General features: G+C 64.4%; 14 protein-coding genes. 13 read left to right on the plus strand and 1 reads right to left on the minus strand.

The genetic code is table 11. The features are described 5' to 3' along the window. Window positions 1-70 precede the first annotated feature (70 nt). From F562_RS0101740 to F562_RS0101760, 5 genes are read left to right on the plus strand one after another with little or no spacing between them, the layout of a single operon-like run. Window positions 71-1405: an ABC transporter substrate-binding protein gene (locus F562_RS0101740; RefSeq protein WP_018155195.1), complete on the plus strand. Its 1335-nt coding sequence runs from the start codon at window positions 71-73 to the stop codon at window positions 1403-1405. After that, the gene (locus tag F562_RS0101745; RefSeq protein ID WP_018155196.1) at window positions 1402-2343 is read left to right on the plus strand and encodes a carbohydrate ABC transporter permease; all 942 of its coding nucleotides are present in this window, start codon (window positions 1402-1404) and stop codon (window positions 2341-2343) included. The genes F562_RS0101740 and F562_RS0101745 overlap by 4 nt, the downstream gene beginning before the upstream one ends. After that, window positions 2340-3200 carry a carbohydrate ABC transporter permease gene (locus F562_RS0101750; RefSeq protein ID WP_018155197.1) on the plus strand — a complete coding sequence of 287 codons (861 nt, stop codon included), beginning with the start codon at window positions 2340-2342 and terminating at the stop codon, window positions 3198-3200. The genes F562_RS0101745 and F562_RS0101750 overlap by 4 nt, the downstream gene beginning before the upstream one ends. Continuing rightward, on the plus strand, window positions 3200-4690 hold the full coding sequence (locus tag F562_RS0101755; RefSeq protein WP_018155198.1) for a mannitol dehydrogenase family protein: 1491 nt from the start codon (window positions 3200-3202) through the stop codon (window positions 4688-4690). Before F562_RS0101750 ends, F562_RS0101755 begins: the two co-directional genes overlap by 1 nt. Before the next feature lie 38 nt (window positions 4691-4728). Continuing rightward, a complete protein-coding gene (locus tag F562_RS0101760) occupies window positions 4729-6129 on the plus strand; it encodes a xylulokinase (RefSeq protein ID WP_018155199.1) in 1401 nt (466 codons plus the stop codon). On the opposite strand, the gene F562_RS0101765 is transcribed toward F562_RS0101760, so the two are convergent. Continuing rightward, on the minus strand, window positions 6126-6476 hold the full coding sequence (locus F562_RS0101765; RefSeq protein WP_018155200.1) for a DUF952 domain-containing protein: 351 nt from the start codon (window positions 6474-6476) through the stop codon (window positions 6126-6128). The two genes, F562_RS0101760 and F562_RS0101765, sit on opposite strands and share 4 nt — an antisense overlap. A gap of 122 nt (window positions 6477-6598) precedes the next feature. Here F562_RS0101765 and F562_RS0101770 point away from each other — a divergent pair, with 122 nt between their 5' ends. From F562_RS0101770 to argC, 8 genes are all read left to right on the plus strand, one after another. Beyond that, window positions 6599-7804, plus strand: a complete 1206-nt coding sequence (locus F562_RS0101770) for an MFS transporter (RefSeq protein ID WP_018155201.1) — start codon at window positions 6599-6601, stop codon at window positions 7802-7804. Window positions 7805-7984: 180 nt separating this feature from the next. Beyond that, complete coding sequence (gene infC / locus F562_RS17680) at window positions 7985-8653, plus strand: translation initiation factor IF-3 (RefSeq protein ID WP_169333352.1); 669 nt, start codon at window positions 7985-7987, stop codon at window positions 8651-8653. 102 nt (window positions 8654-8755) lie between these two features. Beyond that, window positions 8756-8950 carry a 50S ribosomal protein L35 gene (gene rpmI / locus F562_RS0101780; protein WP_018155203.1) on the plus strand — a complete coding sequence of 65 codons (195 nt, stop codon included), beginning with the start codon at window positions 8756-8758 and terminating at the stop codon, window positions 8948-8950. A 37-nt stretch (window positions 8951-8987) separates the two neighbouring features. Continuing rightward, a complete protein-coding gene (gene rplT, locus F562_RS0101785; RefSeq protein ID WP_018155204.1) occupies window positions 8988-9380 on the plus strand; it encodes a 50S ribosomal protein L20 in 393 nt (130 codons plus the stop codon). Window positions 9381-9415: 35 nt separating this feature from the next. Continuing rightward, complete coding sequence (locus tag F562_RS0101790; protein WP_018155205.1) at window positions 9416-10201, plus strand: TrmH family RNA methyltransferase; 786 nt, start codon at window positions 9416-9418, stop codon at window positions 10199-10201. A 102-nt stretch (window positions 10202-10303) separates the two neighbouring features. Continuing rightward, the gene (gene pheS / locus F562_RS0101795; RefSeq protein WP_018155206.1) at window positions 10304-11398 is read left to right on the plus strand and encodes a phenylalanine--tRNA ligase subunit alpha; all 1095 of its coding nucleotides are present in this window, start codon (window positions 10304-10306) and stop codon (window positions 11396-11398) included. Then, window positions 11398-14046, plus strand: coding sequence for a phenylalanine--tRNA ligase subunit beta (gene pheT, locus F562_RS0101800; protein ID WP_018155207.1), 2649 nt, complete (start codon window positions 11398-11400; stop codon window positions 14044-14046). The genes pheS and pheT overlap by 1 nt, the downstream gene beginning before the upstream one ends. Window positions 14047-14101: 55 nt before the next feature. After that, window positions 14102-15145 (plus strand): N-acetyl-gamma-glutamyl-phosphate reductase, encoded by a 1044-nt coding sequence (argC, locus tag F562_RS0101805; protein WP_026180923.1) that lies wholly within the window; start codon window positions 14102-14104, stop codon window positions 15143-15145. Window positions 15146-15189 lie beyond the last annotated feature (44 nt).

A 15189-nucleotide genomic window follows, 5' to 3' on the forward strand; every position in this document is an offset into this window, starting at 1 on the left:
GTCCCTTGTGAACCGGTGTGAGAGCGCCATCGTGGCGTGAAGAGGAGGTCCTGTGCATAGGGCGAAATCAATGGTGGTGATGCCCGTTTCGGCGGCGTTGCTGTTGTCCGGCTGCGCTGGCTGGGGCGGTGGCGTCGGCGGAGGCGGCTCCAACACGATCAATGTGCTGATGGTCAACAACCCGCAGATGGTTGATCTGCAGAAGTTGGCGCCAGAGTTCACGAAGGAGACCGGGATCAAGGTCAACTTCACCGTCCTCCCGGAGAACGACCTGCGCGATAAAGCCAGCCAGGAGTTCTCGAGCCAGGCCGGTCAGTACGACGTGGCGACGCTGAGCAACTTTGAGATTCCGATCTACGCCAAGAGTGGCTGGGTCGCACCAATGAACGCGTTCACCAAACGCGACAAAGAGTTCGACCAAGGCGACATCCTGGAGCCGATGCGCAAGGCGCTGTCGGTTGACGGCGAGGTCTACGGCCAGCCTTTCTACGGCGAGTCCTCGTTCATGATGTATCGCAAGGACGTCTTCGCCGCCAAGGGCGTCACGATGCCCAAGAACCCCACGTGGACTCAAGTCGCCGATATCGCGAAGAAGGTCGACCGAGCCGAGCGCGGTATGCGCTCCATCTGTCTGCGCGGTCAGCCCGGATGGGGCCAGTTGTTTGCGCCGTTAACCACCGTGGTCAATACCTTCGGTGGCACCTGGTTCGACAAAGAGTGGAACGCCAAGGTCGACGACAAGGGCTTCACCGACGCCACCAAGTTCTATGTGGATCTCACCCGCAAGCATGGACCGGCTGGCGCACCTCAGGCCGGATTCACCGAGTGCCTCAACAACATGACGCAGGGCAACGTGGCCATGTGGTACGACGCCACGTCGGCCGCAGGATCGCTCGAGGCGGCGAGCTCCCCGGTCAAGGGCAAGATCGGCTACGTGCCAGCGCCTGTGATGAAGACTGACAGCTCAGGCTGGCTCTTTGCCTGGGCGTGGGCCATCGAGCAGGCCAGCCCCAAGAAGTCGCAGGCCTGGAAGTTCGTCTCCTGGGCGAGTTCCAAGAAATACGAGAACCTGGTCGGCGAAGAACTCGGGTGGAGCAAAGTCCCCTCGGGCAAGCGCACCTCGACCTATGCCAACCCGCGCTACCTCAAGGAAGCCGGTGCCTTCTCGGCGGCGACGAGGAAGGCGATCGAGAGCGCGGATCCGAATAATCCAGGCGTCCAGCCCAGACCTGCGCCCGGGATCCAGTTCGTCACCATCCCGGAGTTCCCCTCACTCGGGACACAGCTCAGTCAGGAGATCTCTTCGGCGATCGCCGGTCGTAAGACCGTGGACGAGGCCCTCGGCCTTGGTCAAGATCTCGCGAAAGACGTGGCAAAGCCCTATCAGGAGAGGGAAGGGAAATGACCGCTGCCACTCAAGAAGAACGCACCGACACCGCCCCGTCGACGCCCAGCCCGGCGCTGAGCAAGGCTGGCCGGTGGGCTCGACGGGCGCCCCTGCTTCCGGCGCTCATCTTCCTCATCGTGGTCACCCAGTTGCCCTTCATCGGGACGCTCATCGTGTCCTTTATGGACTGGAACGCTTACTACCCCAACGATCGTGGCTTCGCCGGTTTCGGAAACTTCGTCACCGTCCTGACCGACGTCAACGCCCGTAAGGCGATTTTCGTCACCGTCGTGTTGACCACGACCGTCGTGTTGACGTCACTGCTCTTGGGGCTAGGAATCGCGCTTCTCCTGGACCGCAAGTTCCGCGGGCGCGGTGTGGTCCGAACGCTCATGATCACGCCATTCCTGGTCGTCCCCGTGGCTGCGGCGCTGCTGTGGAAGCACGCGCTCTACAACCCCGAGTACGGCCTCTTTAACGGCATGCTCACGATGATCTTCGGCGACAACGCTCCACAGCCGGACTGGATCACGAATAATCCGCTGATCGCGATCGGCGCAGCGATTGTCTGGCAGTGGACTCCGTTCATGATGCTCATCTTGCTGGCCGGCCTGCAGAGCCGACCGCTAGATGTGGTGGAGGCCGCCCGGATCGACGGGGCGTCGCCGTGGCAGATCTTCACCCACATGACGCTCCCGCACCTGCGGCCGTACTTGGAGTTGTCCGGACTTCTCGGGGCGATTTACGTGGTGCAGAACTTCGACCATGTATTCACCATCACCTCAGGTGGGCTCGGCACGGCCAACCTGCCGTACTACATCTACCAAACGTTCTACACGGCGCTTGATTACGGCCGTGCGTCCGCTGCCGGAGTCGTCGTGGTGCTCGGCACCATCATCATCGCGACGTTCGCCTTGAGGACGGTCTTGAGCTTGTTCCAGGAGGAGTCGCGATGAGCACCATGACGAGGGCCCGTAAGCCTGCAGCCCCATCGGAGGTCAAGAAGCCACGGTCGGGGATCTTCCTCACCCTGCTGGCCTGGTTCATCGGACTGGCCTTTGTGTTGCCTGTGGTGTGGATGGTCCTGACCTCCTTTCACAGCGAAGAGGACGCGGCCAGCAACCCGCCCGCCATCGTCGCGCCATTGAGCCTGGACGGGTTCAAGTCGTTCTTCGACTCCAACCCGTGGCCGCCGCTGTTGAACTCGATGACCGCGAGCGTGGTGTCGACGATCCTGGTGCTGATTCTGGCCCTGCCGGCGGCGTACGCCCTGTCAATTAAGCCGGTCGAGAAGTGGAGCGACGTCATGTTCTTCTTCTTGTCGACCAAGTTCCTCCCGATCGTGGCCGGTGTCCTCCCGATCTATCTCATTGCGCAGAACTTGCACATGCTGGACAACATCGGGTTCTTGATCATTCTGTACACCGGCATGAACCTGCCGATTGCGGTGTGGATGTTGCGCTCATTCTTGGCTGAGGTCCCGGTCGAGATGCTGGAGGCCGCCCAGGTCGATGGGGCGAGTGTCACGCGTACGCTCCGCGAAATTGTCGCGCCGGTCATCATGCCGGGCATCGCGGCTGCTGCGCTGATCTGCTTCATCTTCTCGTGGAACGAGTTGCTGCTGGCCCGCGTGCTGACCAGCACGACGGCACAGACCGCGCCGGTCTTCTTGACTGGTTTTGTGACCAGTCAAGGACTCTTCCTGGCCAAGGTCTGCGCGGCCTCGCTGGTGGTGTCGCTGCCGGTTCTTGCGGCAGGATTCGCAGCACAGGACAAACTGGTCCAGGGTCTTTCGATGGGAGCTGTTCGCTGATGAATGCGCCGATTACCTTGTCTAACAAGGCGCTTGGTGACTTGCCCGGGAACGTGCAACAGCCGGCATACGACCGCTCCGCGGTCACCGCGGGCATCGTGCATTTTGGCGTCGGCGGCTTCCATCGTGCCCACCAGGCGATGTACGTCGATGCCCTGATGAACGAAGGCGAGGGCTTGGACTGGGGCATCGTCGGGGTAGGCGTGCTGCCCCACGACGAGCGCATCGTCGACACCCTGAATGCTCAGGACGGGCTCTACACCTTGGTGCAGAAGTCTCCTGACGGGGCGCTCGAGGCGCGGGTGATCGGGAGCATCCAGCGCATGTTGCTCGCGCCTCGTGACCCGGAAGCCGTCCTGAACACGATGACTGACCCCGCTATCCGAATCGTGTCGCTCACGATTACCGAGGGCAGTTATCTGCTTAATCAGGCCACCGGCGAGTTCGACGGGGAGCACCCCTCGATCCAGGCTGAACTGCAGCCCGGTTCGACCCCGGCGACCGCATTTGGCTTCATCGTGGAGGCACTCCAACGGCGCCGTGCCGCGGGGACTGCGCCGTTCACCGTGATGTCCTGCGACAACCTGCCCGGTAACGGTGACGTCGCGCGCAAGACGATGACGGCGTATGCCCGCCTGAAGGACGCAGATCTGGCGGACTGGATGCTCGAGCACGTGGCCTTTCCCAATGGCATGGTCGACCGCATCACACCGGTCACCACACCGCAGGACATCGAGAAGACAGCCGAGTTGGGTGTGACTGATGGGTGGCCGGTGGTGTGTGAGCCGTTCACCCAGTGGGTGTTGGAGGATCACTTCACCTCAGGGCGGCCCGCATTCGAACGGGTCGGCGTCCAGGTCGTCGACGATGTTGTGCCCTATGAGTTGATGAAACTTCGACTGCTGAACGCCAGCCACCAGGCGCTGTGCTACTTGGGGTATCTGGCGGGCTACCGGTATGCCCACGAGGTGTGCCAAGACGAGCTGTTCGTGGAGTTCCTGGGGGGCTACATGCGGGGCGAGGGCGTACCGACCCTGCCTGAGGTCCCGGGAGTGGACCTCGACGCCTACGCGACGACCTTGGTTGAGAGGTTCGCCAACCCTCAGGTCAGGGACACGCTGGCCCGGTTGTGCGCTGAGAGTTCCGACCGCATTCCGAAGTGGCTCGTACCGGTGATTCGGGAGAACCTGGATCAAGGGCGAGTTCCGGAACGCTCGGCGCTCGTGGTCGCGGCGTGGGCTCGGTATGCCGAGGGTGTCGACGAGGCGGGGGAGTCGATTGACATCGTGGATCACCGCAAGGATGCCGTGATGGCGGCCGCGGCAGCTCGCGGCGACGATCCGCTGTCGTTCCTGCGGGACACCACGTTGTTCGGCGACCTGGCCGATCGTCCCGAGTTCACCGCGGCCTATCTGCGCCACCTCGACTCACTGCATGAGCACGGGGCACGGGCTACGACCGAACGGGTTGTCGCGACTCTGCGAGACTGACGCTGAACTGTGGTCGTGCCGATGAGAGGCCGGGTGTGATGGGTCGAATGGTTGCTGGAGTCGATTCGTCGACCCAGTCCTGCAAAGTTGTGGTGTGTGACGCCGAGACCGGCACGGTGCTTCGCGAAGGGCGAGCTGCCCACCCGGACGGTACGGCGATCGATGCTGGTCGGTGGTGGGAGGCGTACCAGTTGGCCACCGCTGATGGCCTCCTCGACGGCGTCGAAGCAATCTCGGTTGCTGGCCAGCAACACGGCATGGTCACTCTCGACGATGACGACGAGTTGGTGCGCGATGCGCTGCTCTGGAACGACACCCGGTCAGCAGACGCCGCAACGGATCTGATTGACGAGTTCGGTGGTGCTTCGTTCTGGGCCGGAGCGGTGGGATTGATTCCGGTGGCAAGTTTCACCGTGAGCAAGGTGCGGTGGCTCGCCGAGCATGAGCCCAAGAATGCCGAAAAGGTACGCACCGTCGTTCTGCCCCACGACTGGCTCACTGGTCGAATCCTTCAGGAAGGCAACGGTTTTCAGCGCTGGACCACAGACCGCGGAGACGCTTCGGGAACCGGCTACTGGTCAGCGCGCGAAGGTGAATATCGCCCGGAGATCGTGCGCGCGGCGTTCGGTCGGGAACTGAACCTTCCCGAAGTCTTGGGGCCAAGCGAACGCGCTGGGCAGACTAGCGACGGCCGGATCGTGGCGGCAGGCACGGGCGACAATATGGGCGCTGCGCTGGGGCTCGGACTTCGTCCTGGCGACGTAGTTCTGTCCCTGGGCACGAGCGGAACCGTGTTCGCCGACCACGACGAGTCGGTGGCCGATGAGCGCGGCTATGTCGCGGGTTTTGCGAGTGCGAGCGGGGGACACCTGCCCTTGGTCTGCACCTTGAATGCCGCACGGGTGCTGACGGCGGGCGCCTCGATGCTTGGCACCGATCTCGCGGGTCTGGACGAACTCGCGATGCGGGCTGAGCCGGGGGCGGGTGGTCTGACGATGCTGCCGTACCTCGACGGGGAGCGGACGCCGAACCTGCCGGGCGCTACAGGCCTGCTGGGCGGCATCACCCGAACCAATGCCACCCCAGAGAATGTGGCCAGGGCCTGTGTCGAAGGCATGCTGTGCAACCTGGAATTCAGCGCGGCCGGCCTTGCGGCACAAGGGATTTCCATCGACCGAGTCCTCCTTATCGGGGGAGCGTCCAAGTCCCAAGCCGTGCGCGCACTGGCCTCAACCATCTTCGATGCGCCGGTGGTCATCCCGGCCTCCGCCGAGTACGTCGGCCTGGGCGCCGCCCGCCAGGCTGCGTGGGCGCTGACCGGCGAGTACCCGGACTGGAAGATCGCGGTTGACGACGAACTTGCACCAGGCGACGGTGCTGCGGGCAGGCGGGTCCGCGAGCAGTACGCCGCACTCGGCGCGCGCGTCGAGTGGGCTTAGTGGTCTTCGCGGAGTGCTTCCGCGTCGCCCGACAACACCCGCACCTCACGCACCGCGGCCACAGGTAGGGGTGCGTAGAGGTGTGGGAACTCCTCACCGGTCTGCGGATTGCCGACCTCGACCACGACGTCGGCCTCGATCTGCTCGGCATCGATGGTGAGCAACACGAGTTCCTCGACGTCGCCGTAGAACGCGGCGCGGACCTGGGGCCACTGATGCTCATAGGACAGGTGCATGAAGCCCACCTGCGTCAAGGTTGCCCCGCGCGTGGAGATCTCATAGACGCCTCGGCGCTGGGCCTCCTCCCAGTCGCTGGGCAGGGCGAGGTGGAAAAGCGGAGTGCTCATGGAGGCAGCCAATCACGGCCAGGCTTCGGGAACACCTCGCACGAGATCAGGTGACGAAAGTCTCCGCCGGCGGGCGATATTTCCTTCGACTAAGAACATTTCGATATGGAATAATAACGTCCATGTCCCTCGCCCCCTACCGTCGCGTCTTTTCCTACCCGCGGGCCCGCCAGATGTTGCTGCTGGGCTTGCTCCTGAGAGTGCCGATCTTCAGCACGGGCGTGCTGCTGATGTTGCACGTCACCGACCATTTGGGACGGTCCTGGACTGAGGCAGGGGTCGTGTCGGCATTAGCGACCTTGGCTATCGCGATCAGCGGGCCGTGGCGTGGGCGGTTGCTCGACACCTATGGTCTGCGGCGGGTGCTGATCCCCTCGATTGTCATCACGGGGACGACCTGGGCGATTGCGCCCTTCGTGGGTTATTGGCCGCTGCTGATCATGGTCGGCGTCGCCGGGCTGTTCGTCGTGCCGATCTTCTCTATCGCCCGCCAGGGTGTGATCGCGGCCGTGCCGAGCGGGGACCGGCGCACGGCACTGTCGGCGGACAGCGTCACGGTCGAGCTCGCCTATATGTCCGGCCCGGCGCTGGCGTTGCTTATCTCCACCCAGATCGGGACGGCGTGGACGCTACTGATGGTGCAGATGCTGGCGCTCCTGGGCAGTGTGACGTTGTGGATTCTCAATCCGCCACTGCGTGAAGAAGGGGACCAACAGGCTGGCCCGGTGGATGCGCCGGCCGCCTCAGTTGCGCGTTCGTCGTGGTTGGGCCCGCGATTCGTGGTGCTTTGTCTTGCGGCCGCCGCGACCACGATCGTTCTGGTCGGCAGCGAGGTTGCCGTTGTCGCCGCGGTCAAGGACTGGGGTGATGAGGGCCAATTGGGCGTGATCTTCGCGGCGTGGGGCCTTGGTTCGATTCTCGGCGGGGTGACCTATGGGGCGCTGTCTCGTGGATTCTCGCCGTTCTTGTTGTTGGCGGCGCTGGCGGTGACCTCGGTGCCTATGGCGTGGGCTTCCTCGGCCGGCGCAGTTGCTGTTCTCGGGCTGATTGCTGGCGTGTTCTGTGCGCCCACTGTCACGGCCTCGGTTGAAGCGGTCAGTCGTGCGGTCCCGGCGCTCGCGCGAGGCGAAGCGATGGGGTGGCATGGCTCGTCCATGACGATGGGTTCCGCCATTGCTGCTCCGCTCGCGGGGGTCGCGATCGATCACGGGGGTTACCAGGTTGCGATTCTGGTGGTCTGCGCGGTGGGTCTGGCAATTGCACTGGGTGGTGGCAGCGTGATGCTGCGTGAGCGTCGGCGGGCCCAGCGCCTCGCGCTGGCTGCCTAGACTTCCGGCGTACCGATTTCGACGTGTGTCGACCCGGTGCTAAGGTTGGGCCACCGATCCGTGCACCGCACTGTTCACGGATGTGCAAGAGAAGCCCCGCTTCCACCCGCGTTGACCACTGGTCGCCGGGTCCCGGTGAAGGATTGTGAGCCCGTCAGGGCAACACAGTCCATTGCACCTTTGAGGCTCCTCGCGCACTCCAGCGGCGGGGAGCCTTCCTCGTTGTTGGACAGCAATTTCAGCAACTCAGAAGGAGCAGACATCAGCGCTGAGACCCGCATCAATGAGCGCATCCGGGTTCCGGAAGTGCGGCTCGTTGGCCCCAACGGCGAACAGGTCGGCATCGTCCGCGTCGAGGACGCATTGCGACTAGCCGCCGAGGCAGATCTGGATCTGGTCGAGGTGGCACCGATGGCTAAGCCACCGGTGGCCAAGCTCATGGACTTTGGCAAGTTCAAATATGAAGCTGCCATGAAGGCCCGTGAGGCTCGTAAGAACCAGGTCAACACGGTCATCAAAGAGATCAAACTCCGGCCAAAGATCGATCCGCACGACTACGGCACCAAGAAGGGCCACGTCGAGCGCTTCCTCAAGGCCGGTGACAAGGTCAAAGTGACCATCATGTTCCGCGGACGCGAGCAGTCCCGCCCAGAGTTGGGCTTCCGACTGCTGCAGCGCCTCGCAGAGGACGTTGAGGCACTGGGCTTTGTCGAGAGCAAGCCCAAGCAGGATGGCCGCAACATGATCATGGTGCTTGGCCCGACGCGGAAGAAGTCCGAGGCTCGCGCCGAGGGTCGCCGCAAGCGTGAAGCTGAGGCGCAGGCTGCGCAACCGCAGTCAGCCGACTGACCAACGCGCGGGACGATAGTCGCGTCCCCGACGAACTTGCCGCGATGAGCGGCACCCACGTTCGATGTGTCACCACATCGAGGATGAGAAGGAGATCGGCAGATGCCGAAGATGAAGACGCACAGCGGTGCGAAGAAGCGGTTCAAGGTGACCGGTTCGGGCAAAATCAAGCGTCAGCGCGCCCGCCACGTGCACAAGTTCCAGGAGCGCAGCAAGCGGCACAGCCGTCGTCTGGTTCCGGACATCGTCGTCGCGCCGGCCGATGCGGCCAAGGTCAAGCGCCTCTTGGGCAAGTAAGCCCCCTTCACCACCAACGAACCAGGAGATTTGAGACATGGCACGCGTGAAGCGGGCAGTAAACGCCCATAAGAAGCGCCGCACCGTCTTGGAACAGGCCAGTGGCTACCGCGGTCAGCGGTCGCGCCTGTACCGCAAGGCCAAGGAGCAGGTCACCCACTCGATGGGTTACAGCTACCGCGACCGTCGGGCTCGCAAGGGCGACTTCCGTCGTCTGTGGATCCAGCGGATCAACGCGGCATGCCGCGCAAACGGCATGACCTACAACAGGTTCATTCAGGGCCTGAAGGCTGCCGAGATCGAGGTTGACCGTCGCATGCTCGCCGAGCTCGCCGTCAACGACGCTCCGGCCTTTGCCCAGCTGGTGGAGCTCGCCAAGGCCAACGTGCCCGCGCAGCCGGCCGCCAACGCCGATTCCTCGGCTGCCTGAGCTCGTCCACGACACTGAACGCCGATCGAGCCGACGTGCTGACCAACCCCCGCGCAGAGCGGGTGCGGTCAGTACGTGCGCTCGGTCGGCGTTCGGCACGTGAGCGGGCCGGGCGATTCGTCGCCGAAGGCCCGCAAGCGGTCCGGGAGGCACTTCGGTGTGCGGCCGAGAGCGTGATCGATATTTATGTCGATGACACCGGACTGGACCGCTATCCAGACCTCCTAGCGGTAGCAGGCCGGGCCGGAGTATCAGTGCACGCGGCCAGCACCGCCGTCCTTGCGGCCATGGCTGACACCGAGCATCCGCAGGGGCTTCTGGCGGTCTGCCGGAGTATCGACGTTCCGCTCGCTGAGGCGTTCTCGAACGCTCGCCGCGTCATCATCCTGAGCAATGTGCGCGACCCAGGAAACGCCGGCACGGTAATTCGCGGGGCGGATGCAGCCGGCGCCGACGCGGTGATCGTGACCGCGGACAGCGTCGATATCTATAACCCCAAAGTCGTCCGCTCAACAGCCGGCTCGCTGTGGCACCTGCCCATCAGCCGAGGCGCTGATGCCGAGTCGGTGCTGGCCGTTGCCCGGGATCATGAATTGTTGGTCTTCGCCGCGGACGGGTCCGGTACGGATCTGCTTCCTGACGTTGACCTCACCACTCCGCATGCCTGGCTCATGGGTAATGAGGCATGGGGGCTACCCGAGGATCTGCGCGCCAGGTGCGATCGAGTCGTGCGGGTGCCCATCTATGGTCAGGCCGAGTCCCTCAACCTGGCGATGGCCGCGACGCTGTGCCTGTACGCCTCCGCCGAGGCCGCGCGATAACCAGGTGAAGCAGCCGACGGCCCGTCGATAGACTTCTGCCGATCTGCCTGCGAATCGACCACATTCGTCAGGCCTGTGCCGCCTAGTGGTGAAATGAGAGCGATGTCGGGCCCCAACACGCAGTACGACCCGGTCGAGGTCAATGCCCTTGATCCGGACACCATCGAACAGGCGGTGACCGACGCTCTTGCGGCGATTTCCGGTGCTGGCTCGTTGGAAGAGTTGAAGGCAATCCGCCCCCAGCACCAGGGCGACAAAAGCCCCTTGGCGCTCGCGAACCGTGAGATCGGAGCGCTCCCACCCACGGCCAAGGCCGAAGCAGGGAAGCGTGTCGGTCAAGCGCGTGGCCGAGTTGGTCAGGCCATGAAGCAACGTCAGACGGAGCTAGAGGCACAGCGGGACGCACGCATTCTGCGGGAGGAAGCCGTCGACGTGACGATGGTCCCGGCGCGTCGCCCGCTCGGTCGTCGGCACCCGGTCGAGTTGATGGCGCAGCGCATCGCGGATGTGTTCGTCGGGATGGGTTGGGAAATCGCCGACGGGCCAGAGGTTGAGGCCGAGTGGTTCAACTTCGATGCGCTGAACTTCGACGCCGATCATCCGGCCCGCCAGATGCAAGACACCTTCTATATCGATCCGCCCGAGGACGGGCTGGTCTTGCGCACGCACACGTCTCCGGTGCAGGCGCGTGCGCTGCTGGAGCGCGGCGTACCCCTTTATGTCGGGTGCCCAGGCAAGGTGTTCCGCACCGACGAGCTCGACGCGACGCACATGCCGGCCTTCCACCAGATCGAGGGCCTCGCCGTGGATGAGGGCCTGACGATGGCCCACCTTCGTGGCACGCTGGACCGGCTCGCGTCTGAGTTGTTCGGCGCAGGCATCACGACGCGGCTGCGTCCCTCGTACTTCCCGTTCACTGAGCCCAGCGCGGAGATGGATCTGCGCTGCTTCGTCTGTGACGGCACCAATCCGGAGTGCCGGACCTGCTCTGGAACGGGCTGGATCGAATGGGGTGGCTGCGGCATGGTGAATCGCAGCGTGCTCTCCGCCTGCGGTATCGACCCCGACCGCTACACCGGCTACGCCTTCGGCATGGGAATCGACCGCGCGTTGATGTTCCGCACGGGCGTGTCCGACATGCGTGACATGTTCGAGGGCGATGTCCGCTTCAACGCACAGTTCGGACTGGAGGTCTGATGCTCGTCCCCATCGACTGGTTGGGCGAGTACGTCGCCCTGGCCGAGGACGCAACCGGTTCCCAGGTCGCGGCTGACCTGGTCCGAGTGGGCCTCGAGGAAGAAGGCATCACCGGTGGCGGAGTCACCGGACCGCTCGTCGTCGGCAAGGTGTTGACCCTAGAGCCGGAGCCGCAGAAGAACGGCAAGACCATCAATTGGTGCACCGTCGATGTCGGTGATGCCAACGGAACCGGCGAGCCCCAAGGCATCGTGTGTGGCGCCCATAACTTCGGCGTCGGTGACCTGGTGGTCGTCGTGCTTCCCGGAGCCGAACTGCCCGGGGGCTTCGCTATAGCGGCCCGCAAGACCTATGGGCACGTGAGCGCTGGCATGATCTGCTCGGCCGACGAGTTAGGCCTGCCCGGCACCCGCGACGACGGCATCATCGTCCTGTCGCCGGTTGAGCCCTCCTCGCCGGTTGAGCCCTCGTCGCCGGTTGAGCCCTCCTCGCCGGTTGAGCCCTCCTCGCCGGTTGAGCCCTCCTCGCCGGTTGAGCCCTCCTCGCCGGTTGAGCCCTCCTCGCCGGTTGAGCTTGTCGAAACCCTTGTCCCAGGGCAGGACGCCATTCCTCTGCTCGGACTGGACCGCGAGACGATCGAGGTCAACATCACCCCCGACCGTGGCTACTGCTTCAGCCTGCGCGGGATTGCCCGTGAGTACGCCCACGCGACTGGCGCGGCGTTCACTGACCCAGCGCAGGGTCCGGGGGAGCGTGCGCCCACAGCAAATGACGATGGTTTTCCGGTCGAGCTCCGCGACGAGGCGCCTATCGGCGGACTTCCTGGGTGTGACCGTTACGTCGCCCGTATCGTCCGCGGTATCGACCCGGCGGCGCCGTCCCCGCGGTGGATGCAGACCTGGCTCACCGAGGCAGGCATGCGACCCATCTCGCTCGCGGTCGACATCACGAACTTCGTCATGCTGGCGCTCGGCCAACCGCTCCATGCGTTCGACCTGGCCACGGTGACCGGTCCCATTGTGGTCCGCCGTGCTCGCTCCGGTGAGCGCTTGACCACCCTCGACGACGTTGACCGGGCGCTATCGCCCGAGGACTTGCTCATCACTGACGGGGGAGAGCGTGCGCTCGCGATTGCTGGTGTCATGGGCGGTGAAAGCAGCGAGGTCAGCGCACGCACGACCGACGTCTTGATCGAGTCGGCGCACTTTGCCTCCAAATCCATCGCACGCAGTAGCCGCCGTCACCGTCTGTCGAGCGAGGCCTCCCGTCGATTTGAGCGGGGCGTCGATCCGCTGATCGCCCCTGCGGCGGCGCAACTCGCTGCAGAGCTTCTCGTCGAGTTCGGCGGAGGCTCCCACGACACTGGCGTGACTGATGTTGGCAAGCCCGTGTCGCCAGCGAGCATCGAGTTGGATCCCGAGTTGCCGACACGCCTTGTTGGCGTCGCCTACCCGACCGCACGTGTGGTCGAGATTCTGCGTGAGATCGGCTGCGCTGTCGACGAAAACGCCGGACGCCTCATCGTGACGCCGCCGACCTGGCGTCCGGACGTGACCACCGGACCGGACCTGGTCGAGGAAGTCGCGCGCATTGACGGATACGACAAGATCCCCTCAGTCCTGCCCACCCCGCCGGGTGGTCGCGGATTGACCCACGAGCAGCAAGTGCGCCGATTGGTGGCCAATCTCCTGGCTGGCCAGGGCTTTTCGGAGGTCCTGAGCCCGCCCTTCGTCTCGCCTGCGGTGTTCGACTCGCTCGGCTACTCGGATGATGATCCGCGGCGTTCGGCGCTCCGGCTGACGAACCCGCTCTCGGAGGAAGAGCCGCTGCTTCGGACCTCGCTCTTGGCGACCCTGCTCCAGGTGGTTCGTCGCAATGTCACTCGCGGGGCGGGAGACCTAGCACTCTTCGAGCTTGGGCAGATCTCCACCGGTGCGCATTCAAAGGCGACTACTTACGACGTCGGCTGCTATCCCGGGGCGGCAGCGGTGCAGGAAATCATCGACGCCGTTCCCGACCAACCACGCCACCTCAGTTTCGCGCTCTGCGGCCAAGTCGAGCGATCAGGCTGGTGGGGAACCGGACGGGACGCCGATTGGAGTGACGCTCTCGCCGCGGGTCGTGCGATCGCGGAGGCGCTACACCTCGACATCGATGTGGCGGCGGGCGACGAGGCACCGTTCCACCCAGGGCGCTGTGCGGTGCTCTCGCTGTCGGACGGAACGCGAATCGGTGCAGTGGGTGAGCTCCACCCCAAGGTCGTCCAGCGCTTCAAGTTGCCGGATCGTACGGTCGCTGGCGAGCTTGATCTTGCCGTGCTCGTCGAAGCCAGCGAGGCTGTCGTCGAGGCTGTGACGCTTGGCCATCACCCGACGGCGACCAGTGACGTTGCCTTGGTCGCCGACGAGACGGTGAGCGCCCTGGCGCTGGAGCGGAGCCTGCGGTCAGGTGCAGGCGATCTCTTGGAGAGCGTGACCCTGTTCGACACGTACGTAGGTGACCAGTTGGGCGAGGGGAGACGGTCCCTGGCCTTCCGGCTAGTGTTCCGGGCGCCCGATAGGACGCTCAAAACCGAAGACGTCAACGCGCTGCGCGACGCGGCCGTTGCTGCTGCAGCGCGAGACCATGGCGCGGTGCAACGGGCCTGATGAGGTTGACCGAGCCGCTACGCATAGGCATGCATGACTATGTATGCTTATCCACATGATTACTGTCGGTGTTGCCGGTGCCAGTGGGTACGCAGGCGGCGAGGCACTACGCCTCCTGCTGGGCCATCCTGATGTCGAGATCGGGTCGCTCACGGCGTCGTCGAATGCGGGAACCCTGCTCGGTGCACACGCTCCGGCGCTTGCGCCCCTGGCTGACCGGGAGTTAGTGGCGACGCGCGCCGAGGCGTTTGAGGGCCATCAGGTGGTGATTCTGGCGTTGCCCCACGGCGCTTCCGCCGCACTGGCGTCTGCGCTGCCGACTGACACGGTGGTCATCGATTGTGGCGCCGACTTCCGGTTGCGTGACGCGGATGCGTGGGCGGCGTTCTATGACACCGAGTACGCCGGTTCGTGGCCATACGGCCTGCCTGAACTCGTGCGCGCTGATGGAACGAAACAGCGCTCCGAACTGGTCGGATCGCAGCGGATCGCGGTACCTGGGTGCTACCCGACTGCGGTCTCGTTGGCTTTGGCTCCCGCCTTCGAAGGTGGGCTGGTCCAGACCGACGACGTGGTCGTGGTCGCTGCGAGTGGGACGTCCGGTGCGGGCAAGGCTCTGAAGCCGCACCTGCTGGGCAGTCAGGTGATGGGGGCGATGAGCCCGTATGGCGTGGGTGGCGGGCACCGCCACAGTCCGGAGATTGAGCAAAACCTCACCGTGGCGGCCGGATCACCAGTGACGGTGTCCTTTACCCCGACGCTGGCTCCCATGCCGCGCGGAATCCTGGCTACCTGCACTGCCAAGTTGGCCAACGGCGTTGACCCACAACGAGTTCGTGCTGCCTACGAAAAGGCTTACGGCACAGAGGCATTCGTCACTTTGCTGCCCGAGGGGGTATGGCCTCATACGGGCGCTGTGCTGGGTTCGAACATGGTGCAGGTCCAGGTGATCGTCGACGAGCATGCGGGTCGTGTCGTCGTGGTGGCTGCCGTGGATAACTTGACTAAGGGCACCGCTGGGGCGGCGGTCCAAAGCATGAATCTTGCGCTAGGTCTCCCCGAAGGACGCGGCCTACCTCAGGCCGGGATCGCGCCGTGACCACTTCCACCATCACTATGACGCCACTGCACCTAGAGGGATCC

The sequence above is a fragment of the Demetria terragena DSM 11295 genome (genome assembly GCF_000376825.1).
Taxonomy (GTDB): domain Bacteria; phylum Actinomycetota; class Actinomycetes; order Actinomycetales; family Dermatophilaceae; genus Demetria; species Demetria terragena.

Excerpts from the sequence above, each read along its gene's own strand:
- rpmI (WP_018155203.1), top strand. The coding sequence starts at position 8,756 with ATGCCGAAGATGAAGACGCACAGCGGTGCGAAGAAGCGGTTCAAGGTG.
- pheS (WP_018155206.1), top strand. The coding sequence starts at position 10,304 with ATGTCGGGCCCCAACACGCAGTACGACCCGGTCGAGGTCAATGCCCTT.
- F562_RS0101770 (WP_018155201.1), top strand. The coding sequence starts at position 6,599 with ATGTCCCTCGCCCCCTACCGTCGCGTCTTTTCCTACCCGCGGGCCCGC.
- F562_RS0101755 (WP_018155198.1), top strand. The coding sequence starts at position 3,200 with ATGAATGCGCCGATTACCTTGTCTAACAAGGCGCTTGGTGACTTGCCC.
- argC (WP_026180923.1), top strand. The coding sequence starts at position 14,102 with ATGATTACTGTCGGTGTTGCCGGTGCCAGTGGGTACGCAGGCGGCGAG.
- F562_RS0101740 (WP_018155195.1), top strand. The coding sequence starts at position 71 with ATGGTGGTGATGCCCGTTTCGGCGGCGTTGCTGTTGTCCGGCTGCGCT.
- pheT (WP_018155207.1), top strand. The coding sequence starts at position 11,398 with ATGCTCGTCCCCATCGACTGGTTGGGCGAGTACGTCGCCCTGGCCGAG.
- rplT (WP_018155204.1), top strand. The coding sequence starts at position 8,988 with ATGGCACGCGTGAAGCGGGCAGTAAACGCCCATAAGAAGCGCCGCACC.
- F562_RS0101760 (WP_018155199.1), top strand. The coding sequence starts at position 4,729 with ATGGGTCGAATGGTTGCTGGAGTCGATTCGTCGACCCAGTCCTGCAAA.
- F562_RS0101750 (WP_018155197.1), top strand. The coding sequence starts at position 2,340 with ATGAGCACCATGACGAGGGCCCGTAAGCCTGCAGCCCCATCGGAGGTC.
- F562_RS0101765 (WP_018155200.1), bottom strand. The coding sequence starts at position 6,476 with ATGAGCACTCCGCTTTTCCACCTCGCCCTGCCCAGCGACTGGGAGGAG.
- F562_RS0101745 (WP_018155196.1), top strand. The coding sequence starts at position 1,402 with ATGACCGCTGCCACTCAAGAAGAACGCACCGACACCGCCCCGTCGACG.